General features: G+C 57.5%; 13 protein-coding genes and 1 pseudogene. 8 read left to right on the forward strand and 6 right to left on the reverse strand.

What is annotated here, in order from left to right:
* Positions 1-36: 36 nt before the first annotated feature.
* Positions 37-516: a YHS domain-containing (seleno)protein gene (locus ACR0NW_RS18045; RefSeq protein ID WP_480451885.1), complete on the reverse strand. Its 480-nt coding sequence runs from the start codon at positions 514-516 to the stop codon at positions 37-39.
* Positions 517-736: 220 nt separating this feature from the next.
* Here ACR0NW_RS18045 and ACR0NW_RS18050 point away from each other — a divergent pair, with 220 nt between their 5' ends.
* Positions 737-1,252, forward strand: a complete 516-nt coding sequence (locus tag ACR0NW_RS18050; protein ID WP_480451886.1) for a hypothetical protein — start codon at positions 737-739, stop codon at positions 1,250-1,252.
* 1 nt (position 1,253) lies between these two features.
* On the opposite strand, the gene ACR0NW_RS18055 is transcribed toward ACR0NW_RS18050, so the two are convergent.
* The gene (locus tag ACR0NW_RS18055) at positions 1,254-2,729 is read right to left on the reverse strand and encodes a sulfatase-like hydrolase/transferase (protein ID WP_480451888.1); all 1,476 of its coding nucleotides are present in this window, start codon (positions 2,727-2,729) and stop codon (positions 1,254-1,256) included.
* 294 nt (positions 2,730-3,023) lie between these two features.
* On the opposite strand from ACR0NW_RS18055, the gene rpsA reads away from it, so the two are divergent.
* From rpsA to ACR0NW_RS18090, 7 genes are all read left to right on the forward strand, one after another.
* On the forward strand, positions 3,024-4,700 hold the full coding sequence (gene rpsA, locus ACR0NW_RS18060; protein WP_170654152.1) for a 30S ribosomal protein S1: 1,677 nt from the start codon (positions 3,024-3,026) through the stop codon (positions 4,698-4,700).
* Positions 4,701-4,969: 269 nt separating this feature from the next.
* Positions 4,970-5,254: an integration host factor subunit beta gene (gene ihfB / locus ACR0NW_RS18065; RefSeq protein WP_170654150.1), complete on the forward strand. Its 285-nt coding sequence runs from the start codon at positions 4,970-4,972 to the stop codon at positions 5,252-5,254.
* A 7-nt stretch (positions 5,255-5,261) separates the two neighbouring features.
* Positions 5,262-5,612 carry a LapA family protein gene (locus ACR0NW_RS18070; protein WP_170654431.1) on the forward strand — a complete coding sequence of 117 codons (351 nt, stop codon included), beginning with the start codon at positions 5,262-5,264 and terminating at the stop codon, positions 5,610-5,612.
* A gap of 9 nt (positions 5,613-5,621) precedes the next feature.
* On the forward strand, positions 5,622-6,266 hold the full coding sequence (locus ACR0NW_RS18075; RefSeq protein ID WP_480451890.1) for a phosphoribosylanthranilate isomerase: 645 nt from the start codon (positions 5,622-5,624) through the stop codon (positions 6,264-6,266).
* A 47-nt stretch (positions 6,267-6,313) separates the two neighbouring features.
* Positions 6,314-6,649: a hypothetical protein gene (locus ACR0NW_RS18080; protein ID WP_480451891.1), complete on the forward strand. Its 336-nt coding sequence runs from the start codon at positions 6,314-6,316 to the stop codon at positions 6,647-6,649.
* Positions 6,650-6,716: 67 nt separating this feature from the next.
* Positions 6,717-7,964, forward strand: a complete 1,248-nt coding sequence (gene trpB, locus ACR0NW_RS18085; protein ID WP_170654144.1) for a tryptophan synthase subunit beta — start codon at positions 6,717-6,719, stop codon at positions 7,962-7,964.
* 495 nt (positions 7,965-8,459) lie between these two features.
* The gene (locus ACR0NW_RS18090) at positions 8,460-10,409 is read left to right on the forward strand and encodes an Ig-like domain-containing protein (RefSeq protein ID WP_480791890.1); all 1,950 of its coding nucleotides are present in this window, start codon (positions 8,460-8,462) and stop codon (positions 10,407-10,409) included.
* Positions 10,410-10,425: 16 nt separating this feature from the next.
* Here the strand turns inward: ACR0NW_RS18090 and ACR0NW_RS18095 are convergent, their stop codons facing one another.
* The 4 genes and pseudogenes from ACR0NW_RS18095 to ACR0NW_RS18110 form a co-directional block, all read right to left on the reverse strand.
* Entirely contained in the window at positions 10,426-10,800 is a 375-nt protein-coding gene (locus ACR0NW_RS18095; RefSeq protein ID WP_170654140.1) for a DUF2237 domain-containing protein, read from the reverse strand.
* 9 nt (positions 10,801-10,809) lie between these two features.
* Positions 10,810-11,973 (reverse strand): serine hydrolase domain-containing protein, encoded by a 1,164-nt coding sequence (locus ACR0NW_RS18100; RefSeq protein ID WP_480451895.1) that lies wholly within the window; start codon positions 11,971-11,973, stop codon positions 10,810-10,812.
* A 90-nt stretch (positions 11,974-12,063) separates the two neighbouring features.
* A complete protein-coding gene (pth, locus tag ACR0NW_RS18105; protein WP_480451896.1) occupies positions 12,064-12,756 on the reverse strand; it encodes an aminoacyl-tRNA hydrolase in 693 nt (230 codons plus the stop codon).
* A gap of 103 nt (positions 12,757-12,859) precedes the next feature.
* Positions 12,860-14,779, reverse strand: a pseudogene (locus tag ACR0NW_RS18110) (DUF3604 domain-containing protein).
* Positions 14,780-14,834 lie beyond the last annotated feature (55 nt).

The raw sequence follows: 14,834 nt of genomic DNA on the forward strand, positions 1-14,834 counted from the left end.
AGTTGCAGGCAAGATGGCCCGCCAGATCAGACCGGGTTACAGTTCGCCGACCGCAATGCTGCGGATTTTCGACCATTGACCATCTGCGACTTGAGCCGTGCCACTCACGTCTTCCAGAAACTTGGCGCGGGTCGCCGCATTCAGGAACAGGAACAGCTTTCCGTCGGTGACGACATACTGATCGGGATCGCCGTCAAACTTTTTGCCCACAGAAACTCCGTAAGAGCAAAAACCACCGTGCTGCGGCAGATAGGCAGCCGGATTAGCCACAAATGCGTCGTGGTTTTCTTCGGTGGTAAAGTAATAGGACGCGCCGTCATAGGTGGCTGAGTGAGTGGCAAAGCCTTCGACCGGGTTGCCGTCATTGACCAGCGCCACAAGGTCGACCCCATGCGCAGCCAGCGGCGCACCCCCCGCTGAGATGCCGTTTGAAACATTGATCTCGTCCGCGGCAAAGGCGGGCGCTGCGGCCAGAGGCAAAGCGGCAATCAGGGCGGTCAGAACAAGGGATTTCATCGGTTTTTCCTTCCTTTTTTCGGATCAGTTTCCACGCCGTTTCCGGCCGGTGTTGAAAAGGTAGGAACAAAGGTTTGAACGCGTTATCGCAGAGAGGCCGCAAAACATTGCAGATCGTTCGGAAATTCAGGGCGATACCAAAATTCCGTTCACCAAGCTTTGTTTGGCCAGTGTCCGGATCGCCCCCTATTGTTGGCGTGAAAACCGCAGGAGTACCGTGATGATCCGACTTGTTGTTGCCTTGATCCTTTTTGCCGGCAGCCTGTCCGCTCAGGAGGCAGAACCGCCCATGACATATGAGCGGCTGGGCAAGATCATCTTTGTCCTCGACCCTGATGCGCAGCCCCGTGGCCCGGGTTTCGAACTGACCGTGTCGGACGTTCCTGTTCTGGTCATCACCGATCCGACAGCCGACCGAATGCGTGCAATGGTTCCAATCCGCAGCGCGCAGGAGCTGTCCTCCGAGGATATGCGCCGAATGATGCAGGCCAATTTCGACAGCGCGCTGGATGCGCGCTATGCCATCGCGAACGACACGCTGTGGGCCGTTTTCATCCACCCGCTGTCACCCTTGGAGAAGGATCAGTTCATCTCGGGCGTGGCGCAGACCGTGAACGTGGCCAAGACCTATGGCACGCTTTACACCGGCGGCGCGGCGCAGTTTGGCGGTGGCGACAGCAACAACCTGCAGCGCGCCCTGATCGACGAGTTGTTGAAAAAGGGCGAGGAACTCTGATCTAAAGCGGCGAGCCCTCGCGCATCTTATCCTGTTCGGATGGCGTTGGCGTGTGGTTGAAGACGAACGCCGTGCGGCAGGCCTCTTCCCCTCCCAGTTCCTCGATCTTTTTGCGCTGATCGGCAAAGGCACGGGCATTGACCTGATCGGGGTCGCATATTTCGCGCAGGCGCCGTTCGCCCTCGGCCAGTGCTGCACTGATCCGGGGGTCGTTCACACCTTCGATGGCGCGGTTAACTTGCTCGTGCGGGTCGGCATTCAGATCGAACAGTTGCGGTGGATGGCCGACATAGTGGACATATTTCCAGTTTCCCCACCGAACCATGAAGCTGCCAGTTTTGGAGCCGCCATCGTGATACTCGCTGAACCCCGTTCTGTCTGGGTCGTCGGGCGCGTTGGCGATGGTTCTCAATGACTGGCCGGGCTGACCTGCATTGCCTGCGTCCTCGGCCACGCCACACACGTCGCGAGCGGTGGCGGCAATATCCGTCAGGTTGGTGCAGGTGGTAACCCGATGGCCTTCGGGAAGACCAGGACCGGCAGCGATCATCGGTACGCCCGCGCTGGCCTCGTACATTACCTGTTTGGTCCAGAAACCCTGATCGCCCATCATGTCCCCGTGGTCCGAGACATAGACAACCACGGTATTTTCGGCTTGGCCGCTGGCTTCGAGGGCGCGCAACACGCGACCGACGCAATCGTCCATCAATGACGTCAGGCCATAGTACGCGGCCTTGGCCTCGCGCATTTTCTGTTCGTCAAAATAGTCGTCATAGTTGAAGAAACCGGCGATGTTCTTCAGTTCCTCATGATCGGGCAGTCCCTGCCCATAACCAACCGGCAGGTCCATGTCCGCAGGATCATAAAGCGCGTACCATTCTTCGGGGCAGGTCAGCGGGTAATGCGGGCTGACCAGTGAGACAAAGGCGGCCCAGGGCTGTTCGGTCCGCTTGGGGTCGGCCAGCCATTCTTCGGTTGCCTGCGTGATATCGAGGTCATAGTCGGTATAGGTGCTGGAGCCCACACCGACATCTCCGGCCAGTTCCGCCGCCGAATCATATTCCGGTGGGTTTTCGCGCAGCAACCCGACGGCCCATCCGACGCCGCCAACCACGTGCATCGGCAGAATTTCCTGACTGAATCCGTTGTCGTCCTCGGTGGTCCGAAAATGCAGCTTGCCGATGGACACTACTTCGCGCCCGGCGTCGCGCAACTGGCGCATCCAGCTGCGTGGCTCTCCTGAATAGGGTGTGGCGCTGTCCCAGTGTCCGGTCTTGTGGACCCAATCGCCGGTTGCCAAAGCTGCCCGGGTGGGAACACACATGGGCGAAGGTGTATAGGCGGCGTCGAACATGGTGCCACGTTTGGCCAGCGCGTCCAGATTCGGCGTTTTCACGATTGGATGCCCCGCGCATCCCATGGCGTCCTTGCGGTGTTCGTCCGCAATGATGACCAGAAAGTTCAGTTTGTCCGACATGCGCCGCTCCTGTGCAGTTCACGACAGTCCTAACAGACAAGACCGCATACTGAGCGACCGCTTGCGACATTCCTTGCGTTTATCGCGCGGGGCTTGCGGCGACCCGGTGAACTGGGTATAGAGCGCGCGTCGACAAGGCGATTTGAGCCATAAAAGAAAGAGACGAGCAGGGTCGGACAAGAACCGGCCCTCTTTGTTTTGTGGCGAAAAAGTCAGATTGCCTGACCAATCCTTAAGACCGGCGGAGACAACCGCTCGGCCAGAAAAAACGTATGTAAAGGAAAACAACGCCACATGGCTAACGCATCCATGGAGGAATTCGAAGCCCTCCTGAATGAAAGCTTCGAAATGGACACACCCGAAGAGGGTTCTGTTGTCAAAGGCAAGGTTCTGGCGATCGAAGCCGGCCAAGCCATCATCGACGTAGGCTACAAAATGGAAGGCCGCGTTGATCTGAAAGAATTCGCAAATCCCGGCGAAGCCCCTGAAATCGCTGTTGGTGACGAGGTCGAAGTTTACCTGCGCGCCGCAGAAAACGCCCGTGGCGAAGCCGTCATCTCGCGCGAGATGGCCCGCCGTGAAGAGGCATGGGACCGTCTGGAAAAAGCATATGCCGACGACCAGCGCGTCGAAGGTGCAATCTTTGGTCGCGTCAAAGGTGGCTTCACCGTCGATCTGGGTGGCGCAGTTGCGTTCCTGCCCGGCTCGCAAGTTGACGTCCGCCCCGTGCGCGACGCTGGCCCGCTGATGGGTCTGAAGCAGCCGTTCCAGATTCTGAAAATGGACCGCCGCCGTGGCAACATCGTTGTTTCGCGCCGCGCAATCCTGGAAGAATCGCGTGCCGAACAGCGTGCCGAAGTCATCGGCAACCTGTCCGAAGGTCAGACCGTCGAGGGTGTCGTCAAGAACATCACCGAATACGGTGCATTTGTTGACCTGGGCGGTGTTGACGGCCTGCTGCACGTCACCGACATGGCATGGCGCCGTGTGAACCACCCGTCCGAGATCCTGACGATCGGCGAGACCATCAACGTTCAGGTCATCAAGATCAACAAGGAAACCCACCGCATCAGCCTGGGCATGAAGCAGCTGCAAGATGATCCGTGGGATCTGGTCGGCGCCAAGTACCCGCTGGGTTCGGTGCACAAGGGCCGCGTCACCAACATCACCGACTACGGTGCGTTCGTCGAGCTGGAAGCCGGTGTCGAAGGACTGGTGCACGTTTCCGAGATGTCCTGGACCAAGAAAAACGTCCACCCCGGCAAGATCGTTTCGACCAGCCAGGAAGTCGACGTCATGGTTCTGGAAATCGACGGCGCCAAGCGTCGCGTATCCCTGGGCCTGAAGCAGACTCAGCGCAACCCATGGGAAGTGTTTGCAGAAACACACCCCGAGGGCACCGAGGTCGAAGGCGAAGTCAAGAACATCACCGAATTCGGTCTGTTCATCGGCCTCGAAGGCGACATCGACGGCATGGTTCACCTCAGCGACCTGTCCTGGGACGAGCGTGGCGAGGATGCTATCCAGAACTACCGCAAGGGCGACATGGTTTCGGCCGTCGTCTCGGAAGTTGACGTCGAGAAAGAGCGTATCTCGCTGTCGATCAAAGCCCTGGGCGGTGACAAGTTCGCCGAAGCCGTGGGCGGCGTGAAGCGTGGTTCGATCGTGACCGTCGAAGTGACCGCAATCGAAGATGGCGGCATCGAGGTGGAATACGAAGGCATGAAATCCTTCATCCGCCGTTCGGATCTGAGCCGCGACCGTGCCGAACAGCGCCCCGAGCGTTTCTCGGTCGGTGACAAGATCGACGTTCGCGTCACCAATGTCGACAGCAAGACCCGCCGTCTGGGTCTGTCGATCAAGGCGCGCGAAATCGCCGAAGAGAAAGAGGCCGTGGAACAGTACGGTTCTTCCGACTCGGGCGCGTCGCTGGGCGATATCCTTGGTGCAGCGCTGAAATCCGGCGACTAAGCCGACACGCCATCAAGGTGCAGAATTACGGCCCCGTGCAATTGCACGGGGCCGTTTTTGTTGCGAATCAATAAGTTCCAAATTTGAGGGCAAATTCCCCTATTGCGTGTGCAATTGGCTCTGAAACGCGGGTTGAACCTAAAAAATCTTCTGTATTGCCGAAAAATGGTCCCAAAGCACACAGAGTTTACGTTCCCCCGATCCGGGTTTTTTTCTATACTACCAGAGCAGTAGACGACACGAACCGGTGGCCTGGGAGGGAAGAGCGCATGATCCGTTCAGAATTGATTCAGAAAATCGCCGATGAGAATCCGCATCTTTATCAGCGCGATGTCGAGCGGATCGTGAACACCGTGTTCGAAGAGGTGACCGATGCGATGGCACGCGGTGACCGGGTCGAGCTGCGCGGTTTCGGGGCATTTTCGGTCAAACAGCGTGACGCGCGGATTGGTCGCAATCCCAGAACCGGCGAAACAGTGCAAGTAGAAGAAAAGCATGTGCCGTTTTTCAAGACCGGCAAATTGCTCAGGGATCGTTTAAACGGAAAAGCCTGAACTCATGATGCGTTATCTTCGCTATGCCTTTCTGGCGGCGTTGGGGATCATTCTGGTCTCCGTCTCTTTGGCCAACCGCGCGGCGGTGGAACTGAAACTGATGCCGGACGCTCTGGCTGAATTGCTGGGGTTCAACTTCTCGGCGTCGCTGCCGTTGTTCCTTGTGGTTCTGGGTGGGGTCGTGGCCGGCCTGATCATCGGTTTCATCTGGGAATGGCTGCGCGAGCATAAGCACCGCAAGGACGCCGTAGTAAAGAAAAGCGAAGTTCGCAAACTTGAGCGTGAAGTAAACAAGCTCAAGAAAAAGCAGAACGAAGGTAAGGACGAGGTGCTTGCGCTGCTGGATGAGGCAAGCTGAGGCGATCCTATGTCCGATGATGTCAGCATCAAGATCTGCGGTCTGACCGCAAGAGAACAGGTGCGTGCCGCCGTGGATGCGGGCGCACGGTATGTGGGGTTTGTTTTCTTTCCCAAGTCGCCGCGCAACATCAGTGTATCGACTGCCAGCCAGTTGGCGCAGGACGTGCCGGCCGGGATCGCCAAAGTAGCCCTGACCGTCAACGCGACGGATGAGGATTTGCAGGCCATACTGTCTGATGTTCCGCTGGACATGTTGCAATTGCACGGCAAAGAAAGCCCTGAACGTGTGCAGGAGGTCAAAGACCGGTTCGGTCTGCCGGTGATGAAGGCCATTGGAATCGCCGATGCCGAGGATCTGGCGCAGATCGACCTGTACATGGACGTGGCGGATCAGTTGCTGATTGATGCCAAACCCCCGCGAAACGCGGAGTTACCCGGTGGAAATGGTCTGGCTTTCGACTGGCGCCTTCTTGCCGGGCGCAAGTACTGGCGCAAGCCCTGGATGCTGGCCGGTGGTCTGACACCCGACAACGTTGCTGAGGCCATTCGAATGACCGGCGCCCGTCAGATTGACGTGTCTTCCGGGGTGGAAAGTGCGCCGGGCGTCAAGGATGCAACGTTGATTCAGGCCTTTATCAACGCGGCCCGGTGATCTGATAGACCTGTCTTTGCGTACCCCTTGTTCAGGAGGGCGCAAAGATGTTGGCAGCGATTGGCGGGTTTCGTCCGCAAAACCGGGTTCTGAATCCGGAGCTCCGCTGGCGTTCGGATCAGGCATTGAGGCAGGCACAGGATGACCCGCTTTGTTTTCATGCCGACCTGTTCCCTCGCGATGAGTTCTGGTTTTCCCTCAGCGTCTGGCAGGATGCCGAGGCAATGCTGACATTCGCCCATTCTGGGCCTCATCGTCGCATAATCCAGACTGCTTCGCGTCTGGCGATCACCTATCGGTCGTGCTGTTTTCCCTGCATCGGGGTTCCAACCCGTGATCAGGCATATCGGTTTTGGCGGCAAAATCCGATTGCAACAGGATAGTACTTTTTGCCATGGAAAATCCCTGCGCCACCTCCTATGAACGACGGGTACGACGATGGAGACACCCATGGCCAACGATCTTTTCAATTCCTTCATGTCCGGCCCCGACGAGCAGGGCCGTTTTGGTATCTTTGGCGGACGGTTCGTCAGCGAGACTCTGATGCCGCTGATCCTGTCGCTGGAGGAGGAGTATGAAAAGGCCAAAGACGATCCGACCTTCTGGGCCGAGATGGATGATCTGTGGGCCAACTACGTGGGCCGCCCCTCGCCGCTGTATTTCGCGGAACGTCTGACCGAGCATCTGGGCGGGGCGAAAATCTATCTCAAGCGGGACGAGTTGAATCATACCGGCGCGCACAAGATCAACAACGTGCTGGGTCAGATCATTCTGGCACGCCGCATGGGCAAGACCCGGATCATCGCCGAGACCGGCGCCGGGCAGCATGGCGTGGCGACCGCCACCGTCTGCGCCAAATTCGGCCTGAAATGCGTGGTTTATATGGGTGCGCATGACGTTCAGCGTCAGGCTCCGAACGTGTTCCGCATGCGCCTGTTGGGCGCTGAAGTGATTCCGGTGACCTCTGGCCGTGGCACGCTGAAAGACGCCATGAACGACGCGCTGCGCGACTGGGTGACCAATGTGCGCGACACGTTCTACTGCATCGGTACCGTGGCCGGGCCGCATCCCTATCCGGCAATGGTTCGCGATTTCCAGTCGATCATCGGCAAGGAAGCCAAGGAACAGATGCATAAGGCCGAAGGCCGTCTGCCCGATACCATCATTGCCGCCATCGGTGGTGGCTCGAACGCGATGGGCCTGTTTTATCCGTTCCTCGATGACAAATCGGTCAACATCATTGGTGTCGAAGCTGGTGGCAAGGGTGTCGACGAAAAGATGGAACACTGTGCCTCGCTGACTGGTGGCCGACCCGGTGTTCTGCATGGCAACCGCACCTATCTGCTGCAGGACGATGACGGGCAGATTCTGGAAGGATATTCGATTTCCGCAGGTCTGGATTATCCGGGTATCGGGCCCGAGCATTCCTGGCTGCACGAGGTGGGGCGTGCCCAGTATGTGTCGATCACGGATATGGAGGCGCTTGAGGCGTTTCAGCTGTGTTGTTCGACCGAGGGGATCATCCCAGCGCTTGAGCCTTGTCACGCACTTGCCCATGTCATGAAGATTGCGCCTGACCTGCCCAAAGATCACCTGATTTGCATGAACATGTGTGGACGCGGGGACAAGGACGTTCAGACTGTTGCCAATTTCCTTGGATTCGACATGTCGGACACCGAAGGGCGTCAGGCTGGGTGAAGTCAGGAACAACCTGGATTTGATTCCTGACACGGTAAACGGTAGCCCGGTCGATTCGACTGGGCTTACTATCAGGGCCGTTGGCAATGTTTCAAATACTTGCGAATTGCTGTCAATTTGTTGGGATTGTATCTTGTTTTGCAGCAAAAACCCATTGTTCGGCGTTGTTGCAATGTACCAACCCCGTAGGAGACGTGGCTGGCAAAGATCCGGGATTTGTTAATCATTCGTGACTGTTACTGTATTTCGCTCGGGTTGGCTGCCTATAGAACCAGCAGGGTGCCAATCCGGGCGGACTCGGCTGAACGGGTCGTGAAATTCCGGCAGCTATACAACTCTTAAGATTTGATTTAACTTTCCCTTCGACTTGCAATTTCAGGTTGTCAGTCTTGGGGAGCCCCGAATGTAGCGGGAGCGGAAGTGGTGCGCAGGGGAAGGCAGTTTCCTTTTTCGCGTGCGTGTGTTTGCGCCTCGATGGCGCTGTAGGAGGTCGGGATGGTTTGGTCCCTTGTACGCAGAATTGTGTGCCTGTGTTTGTTGGCCGTAATATTTTTGGCGGGAACCAGTCGGGAAGGTGCGGCGCTTGGCCCTCCGTTTATTACAACATCTGCTTCGTCACCAAATGGGCAACAGGTTACCGTCGTCAACATTCCAGTGAGCCCCAGTACGACCGCCTTTCTTTCCTTTGGACTTGTAGGAGAAGTGCCGGGCGGCATGATCTTTTCCGGAGGTTCAATCGTGCCTCAGGCGGCGATCACCCCGGCTGGCCTTGCCAGTATGGGCTGGCTGGACGTCACCATCATCAGTCAGGACGGTGCTCAGGGGACGTATGCCACGGATGACTATATGGGCGTCGTTTTCACGGCGCGCGAAGCGCCGGGCGGTACACTTTACAGGTACGAAATGGCCTTGTCCGGAGCGACAACCACGCAGTTCATCAACACGCGCACCGCAGCGGATGTTACCCGGCCAACGGCGACCATTGCGCCTTTGGCATCGACGGGGAGCGGAACTTTTACCGCGCAGATCACACTGAGTGAACCCAGCACCGATTTCGTCGTGAGTGATCTGGCATTGGTCAACGCGACCGCCACGATGACCGGATCGGGCCAGAATTATACCGCGACACTGACGCCTCAGGCCAACGGGCTGGTTGAGTTGTCGATCCCGGCCGGGGTGTTTACCGATGCGGCGGGGAATACCAATCTGGCCTCGAACACGGTGACCGTTAACTATGACTCATCCGGGCCGACGGTGACCATTTCGGGTCTTCCTTCGAACTTCAACAGCCTTGATCCCATCCGGGTCACCTTCACATTTTCCGAAGCTGTTCAGAATTTCAGTACGTCAGGTATTTCAGTCACCAACGGGACAATTGGTGCGCTTTCCGGCGGGCCACAATCCTATTCTGCGATGATTACGCCATCGGGGGGCGGAGACCTTGGTGTCGTGGTCGAAGCGGGCGCAGCCGAAGATCTGGCGGGCAACCCCAGCGTTGCCTCGAACCAGGTGACCGTTGCCAATCGGATTGTCGAGGATACCCAGCGACAGATTCAGGCCTTTCAATATGCGCGGGCCAACAATCTGGCGACCAACCAGCCAAAGCTGACGCAGTTTTTGCAGAGAACCGGAGCAGGTGTGCTGGATACGTCTGTCACCCGCGGAGTCGGATATCTGGAGTTTGCCAGCGATCCATCCCTGCCGGTCTGGTTTAATGTAACCGGCAACTGGAGTTCGCAGGATAACGTGGACAGTGCATATGCGCTGGCTGTTCTGGGGGCGCATCGGCGGATCAACCAGAACCTGCTGGTCGGGGCCATGCTGCAGTTCGATTACGCCAAAAGCGAAAGCGGGTCGTCCGAGGTTGACGGCACTGGCTGGCTGATCGGTCCATATCTTGTGGCGAAACTGCCCGACCACCCGGTTTATTTCGAAGGCCGCGCCCTTTATGGGCAAACCAGCAACGAAATCTCACCGCTGGGCACCTACCGCGATAAGTTCGACAGTGATCGCTGGTTGCTGCAATCCCGGGTAACCGGTGAAATGCTGCGCGGTCAGACAACCCTCATGCCGCATCTGGACGTAAGCTATGTCAGCGATGATCAGGACGCCTATGTCGACAGTCTGGGCAATCTGATCCCTCAGCAGGATTTCAGCCTGACCACGGCCAAGCTGGGTCTGGATTTCAGCCGTCCGCTTCCCGTCAAGCGCGGACAGATGACCCTGACCGGTGGTCTGTCCGGAGTCTGGAGTACCACGTCTGGTACGGGTGTCGCGCCGGGTGTATCACCGATCGGAGATACCGCGCGCGGACGCGCCGATCTGGGCTTTGACTATCTGCTTGAAAACAGCAGCGTGCTGTCGGCCAACATGTTCTATGACGGGATCGGCGAAAGCGGGTTTGAAAGCTACAGCGTCAGCCTGACCTGGCAGATGGCGTTCTGATCTGGGCTGATCCGGATCAGCTATCAATTCGGTGTTCGACCAGAAGTTTGATTGGCACGATATCCAGCGCGCGCCTGTGGGTTGCTTCCAGATTTACTTTTGGGGCGCAGCCCTCGTCATGGGCCTGAAGAAAGCGGGCCGCGCATAGGCACCAGTGGTCACCGGGTTTAAGTCCCTGAAAATCGAACTCCGGGCGCGGTGTGCTCAGATCGTTGCCGACGTATTTAGAAAAGGCCAGAAATTCTGCAGTCATAACGGCACAGACCGTATGGCTGCCCCTGTCTTCGAGGCAGGTATTGCAGGCGCCATCCCGAAAGAACCCGGTTAGCGGATTTCGCGAGCATGGGGACAGGACGCCGCCCAGAACATTTATGCTGTCTTCTTTCTGCATGAATCCATCTTACAGGCTTTGTGCGATTTTGCGGAACATTTCGATATTCGCCTCATTCACGCCCGGTTCGCGGAACTTTCTGTCCGCGCCTGTGGTCACGATCAGAACGTTACGGGCCTGATCAAAATACAGATACTGCCCATAAACGCCGCGCCCCATGAACTCGCCCTCATGCGCGCCGACGGGTATCCACCATTGATACCCATAGCCGATCTTGCCCGAAGCGGTCGGGGCGCTGGGCCAGGTGGATTCCGATATCCACTCGGCGGGGACGATCTGTTGGCCGTTGTACATCCCGTTTTCAAGGATCATCTGCCCGAACCGCGCGAAATCCCGCGTTGTGAAGTTCAGCCCGCCTAGCACAAACGCAACACCTGCGCCGTCCGTGATGTAGTATCCATCCCTCTCAAGTCCCAGTGGGTGGATGATTTTCTCGGTTATCAATTCGGTGACACTGCGCCCCGTGGCGCCGCGGACGACCATTCCAATCACATGGGTATCAATCGAGACATACTGCCAGGTTTCTCCGGGAGGTGCGAAACTGTCTGTCAGGGAGGCCGCGAAATCGTCCAGCTCTCCGCCAAGCGCTACGACCCGGCCCATGCGGTTAATATCCGAGTTATAGTCGAGGTAATCTTCGTTAAAGGTCACCCCGCTGGCCATATTCAGGACGTTTCGGATGGTCGCGGCCTCGTAGGCGCTACCTTTGAGCTGGGGTGCGTATTTCGTCACCGGATCGTCCAGGGAGTCAATTTCGCCTTCGGCCAGAAGGATGCCGAACAGGGCCGAGAGATAGCTTTTGGCGATGGACCACGAAATCCGGCGGTCCTCGGGGGTGGTGTCCAGAAAATACTCCTCGAACCTGATATCACCGTTCTGCATGACAAGCAGAGAGGTCACGGCCCGGTCCTCGATCCACCCGGCGGCGTCTTCCGGCAGGGTGTATTCGGCACCATAGGCAAGCTCGCTTGTCGGCCCATTGCCGCGCGGCAAGGGGGCCGTCAGGAAAGCGGCGTCCATGTTGGAGAAGTTGTGGACAATATTTTCTTCGGAAAACAACGAATTCACCGCCATGAGGCGTTTGATTTCTTCGCGCTTCCAGAATCCGACAACGGCTGCTGCCAGAATCAATGCCAACAGAATACGGCCGAGCCATTTCAGGATTGTTCGCATTACACCCCTCCATCTACATGGGTATTGGAGCGCGTGTCTGCGGTTTGCGCAATCTCTACGTGGCGGCAATTTTGGGTGTGGTTTGCGGCCTTATTTGAACTTATCCAAAAGTTTCTGCATCGGAGACCGCGTGTCAGGTGCCGGTTCCGCAGGCGCGGTGGTGCGATTGGCTGCGTTGTCCTGTGCCTCGGGCTTTGTGGTTTTGGAAGATCGTGCAGGTGCCGTGCGTAGGGACACGGCGTTCATGAACTTCCCGCCTTCGTCCGCCGCCAGATTTGGCGCGCCATCGGATACGCCCCGCAGAACATTATCCAACCACTCAGCATCGGCTTTTGCGAAATCGCTCAGGACATAGGGCGAGACTTTGTCCTTGCTGCCGGGATGTCCAATGCCCAACCGCACCCTGTCATAGGCCGCGCCGATATGATCATGGATCGAGCGCAGGCCATTATGCCCGGCATGGCCCCCACCTGCCTTTACCCGCACCTTGCCGGGGGCAAGGTCCAGTTCGTCGTGAAAGACGGTGACGTCCGTCGAGTCGAGTTTGAAAAACCGCATCGCCTCACCGACCGACTGGCCGGACCGGTTCATGAAGGTCATTGGTTTCAACAGCAAGATCTTTTCGGTGCCAAGCCGCCCTTCGGCAATCTCGCCCTGAAACTTGGATTTCCATGGGCCAAAAGCGTGATCACCGGCGATCTGGTCCAACGCCATGAACCCGATGTTATGTCGGTTGCGGGCGTATTTCTGGCCCGGATTTCCCAATCCGACAAAGAGTTTCATGGCATCGCCCCGTGCTGCTTTTCACTTGGCCGCTGTCATGCCCTGAATTGACGAAAAAATCCAGACGGGCCGCAACGGGAAATCGCGGCCCGATCCTGACTCCTTATCCTTTTGGGGTAAACCAGATCGGCGAGGTATAGGCCCGCTCGGTTGTGGTCATAGGAACGTCCGGGTCCATTTGAACGTCAAAGCGTTTCGCCTCGTACGCAGTCCACCTTGGTGTGGGAATTTCGATGACGCGCACATAATAGAATGCCTTCTGAGACGGATCGAAGTCAGGATCTTCCCAAAATGTGATCAGTTCCGGTGAGCCTATCGTGTTGGTCCAGGTCGCGTTTTCAACATCGACCGTACTGCCGACCGATGGCAGCTTTCCATCATCGCCCGGTTGACGGTCGCCGCTCCACGCCACGTCATAGACCTTTTCGCCCCGTGTGCCATCGGCGTTCAGCCAGCCTTTGATGACCTGAACGCGATCCAGATTTCCGCTGAACGGATCCTTGAGGGCCGCGATCAGGAAATTGGGGGCACCATCGCCGCTTTGGGGTGGCAGATCAGCGCCCATCGGAACGCCCTTCGCATATCCCAGATCCGCAGGCAGGCGGGACAGGGCGTCATCCGGTGTAAAGTCCCATCCACCAAAGAACCTGACCATGATGCGGGACCCGGTGGTTCCATAAACCTCGCGTCTCTCCAACGCATCAAAGATTGCTTCGCGGGTATTTTCCGGGGCCCAAACGGCGGCATATCCGCCTGATGCCTGTTTCCATCCGTAAATCGAAAATTCCGGATCAGGCGCTTCGATCACCAGATGTTCCCAGCGGTTGGGTTCGGGTTCAACGCCCGAATGCTTGCCAAAGAAGTTGTCTTCTTCGACCGCTGCCATCCCGGTATGCGCGTCGGTTGAACCGATCTGACCGACCTTGAAGGGATTGATGCCCAGCGTCTCTTCCAGCATCAGACCGGTTTTGTAAGCCTCGCGCGAGTATTCGTATTGCAGCATGTCCTCGGTCTTGGCTTCGGTCCCGTTCAGGTTTGATGCGTCTCAGGTGTCGAAATCGGCGAATTCGTCGTCGGGGCTGAGGAACGGATGTGCTTCGCTATCGCCTTTGATCTGTGTGGTTTCGATGACCGGCTCGAAACGGGCACGCAGGCGGGCCATGTCTTCGGTCAGAGGTGAGCCGTCGAAGTTCGAGACCGAAAACAGACGCCCGTTGGACAGGTTGCCGTTGTGGGGGATGGCAAGGACATCACCGCCGGTCCGGTCTTCATAGTCGGCCAGATGAGCCCAAAGATCTTCGGGATTCTTGCTGTCGAATTGCGAGAACGGCAAAACCTGATTGGCCATCTCCGCTCCATCGCGGAAAATGACATTGCGGTGGATGTTGTCGCCGCCCTCGGACGTCCATTCATAGCCGATAAGGGCAGAGAAAACGCCCGGTTCGTTATACTGGTCCGCAAGGGCCGTGTAATGTTGCCAGGCTTTTTTTGTGGCCTTGGGATTATCAATCGGGGGCTCGTCGCCCGACAGCGAAGCCACGATTTGCATCGCCGTGTTAAATACCACGTCATTGTCCCCGCTGCTCAGGGCATCGTACCAGAGCCTGCCTTGTTCCGTTGCCAGAATTTCCTGATCGCCACCCAGCAATTGCGGCATCAGGCCGTACATTTCGGCGTGGTCGGACACCACAAGCCAGTCCAACGGTCTTGCCAGCTTGGCCTGCAACCCGTGTGTCGTCGTAACCTCGTGGCCGCGCGCGAACTTGAACGCGTCTTCCTGACTGAGGCGCGTCATCGTTCCGGCATCCACCGAAACATCGGTGTGCAGGTGCGTGTCACCCCACAGAAGTTGCGTCGGAAAATTGCGCCCTGCATAGGGTGAGAAATGGTCCGAGGTGAAACGTTCTGCAACGTCGTCCTTGCTGGGCAAGGTATCCTGTACCTGCGCAGATGCCGGAGTGCAGATGAAGCCCAGCAGTGATGCCCCCAGAACGGCGGCTGAAACATGAAACGTATTGGTCATAATCGCTCTCCCTTTGGATAAGGATTTCTTGCCAAAACGGCCCGAAATGTCGGCC

Source organism: Ruegeria sp. CF5 (assembly GCF_056537325.1).

Excerpts from the sequence above, each read along its gene's own strand:
- ACR0NW_RS18045 (WP_480451885.1), bottom strand. The coding sequence starts at position 516 with ATGAAATCCCTTGTTCTGACCGCCCTGATTGCCGCTTTGCCTCTGGCC.
- ACR0NW_RS18050 (WP_480451886.1), top strand. The coding sequence starts at position 737 with ATGATCCGACTTGTTGTTGCCTTGATCCTTTTTGCCGGCAGCCTGTCC.
- ACR0NW_RS18055 (WP_480451888.1), bottom strand. The coding sequence starts at position 2,729 with ATGTCGGACAAACTGAACTTTCTGGTCATCATTGCGGACGAACACCGC.
- rpsA (WP_170654152.1), top strand. The coding sequence starts at position 3,024 with ATGGCTAACGCATCCATGGAGGAATTCGAAGCCCTCCTGAATGAAAGC.
- ihfB (WP_170654150.1), top strand. The coding sequence starts at position 4,970 with ATGATCCGTTCAGAATTGATTCAGAAAATCGCCGATGAGAATCCGCAT.
- ACR0NW_RS18070 (WP_170654431.1), top strand. The coding sequence starts at position 5,262 with ATGCGTTATCTTCGCTATGCCTTTCTGGCGGCGTTGGGGATCATTCTG.
- ACR0NW_RS18075 (WP_480451890.1), top strand. The coding sequence starts at position 5,622 with ATGTCCGATGATGTCAGCATCAAGATCTGCGGTCTGACCGCAAGAGAA.
- ACR0NW_RS18080 (WP_480451891.1), top strand. The coding sequence starts at position 6,314 with ATGTTGGCAGCGATTGGCGGGTTTCGTCCGCAAAACCGGGTTCTGAAT.
- trpB (WP_170654144.1), top strand. The coding sequence starts at position 6,717 with ATGGCCAACGATCTTTTCAATTCCTTCATGTCCGGCCCCGACGAGCAG.
- ACR0NW_RS18090 (WP_480791890.1), top strand. The coding sequence starts at position 8,460 with ATGGTTTGGTCCCTTGTACGCAGAATTGTGTGCCTGTGTTTGTTGGCC.
- ACR0NW_RS18095 (WP_170654140.1), bottom strand. The coding sequence starts at position 10,800 with ATGCAGAAAGAAGACAGCATAAATGTTCTGGGCGGCGTCCTGTCCCCA.
- ACR0NW_RS18100 (WP_480451895.1), bottom strand. The coding sequence starts at position 11,973 with ATGCGAACAATCCTGAAATGGCTCGGCCGTATTCTGTTGGCATTGATT.
- pth (WP_480451896.1), bottom strand. The coding sequence starts at position 12,756 with ATGAAACTCTTTGTCGGATTGGGAAATCCGGGCCAGAAATACGCCCGC.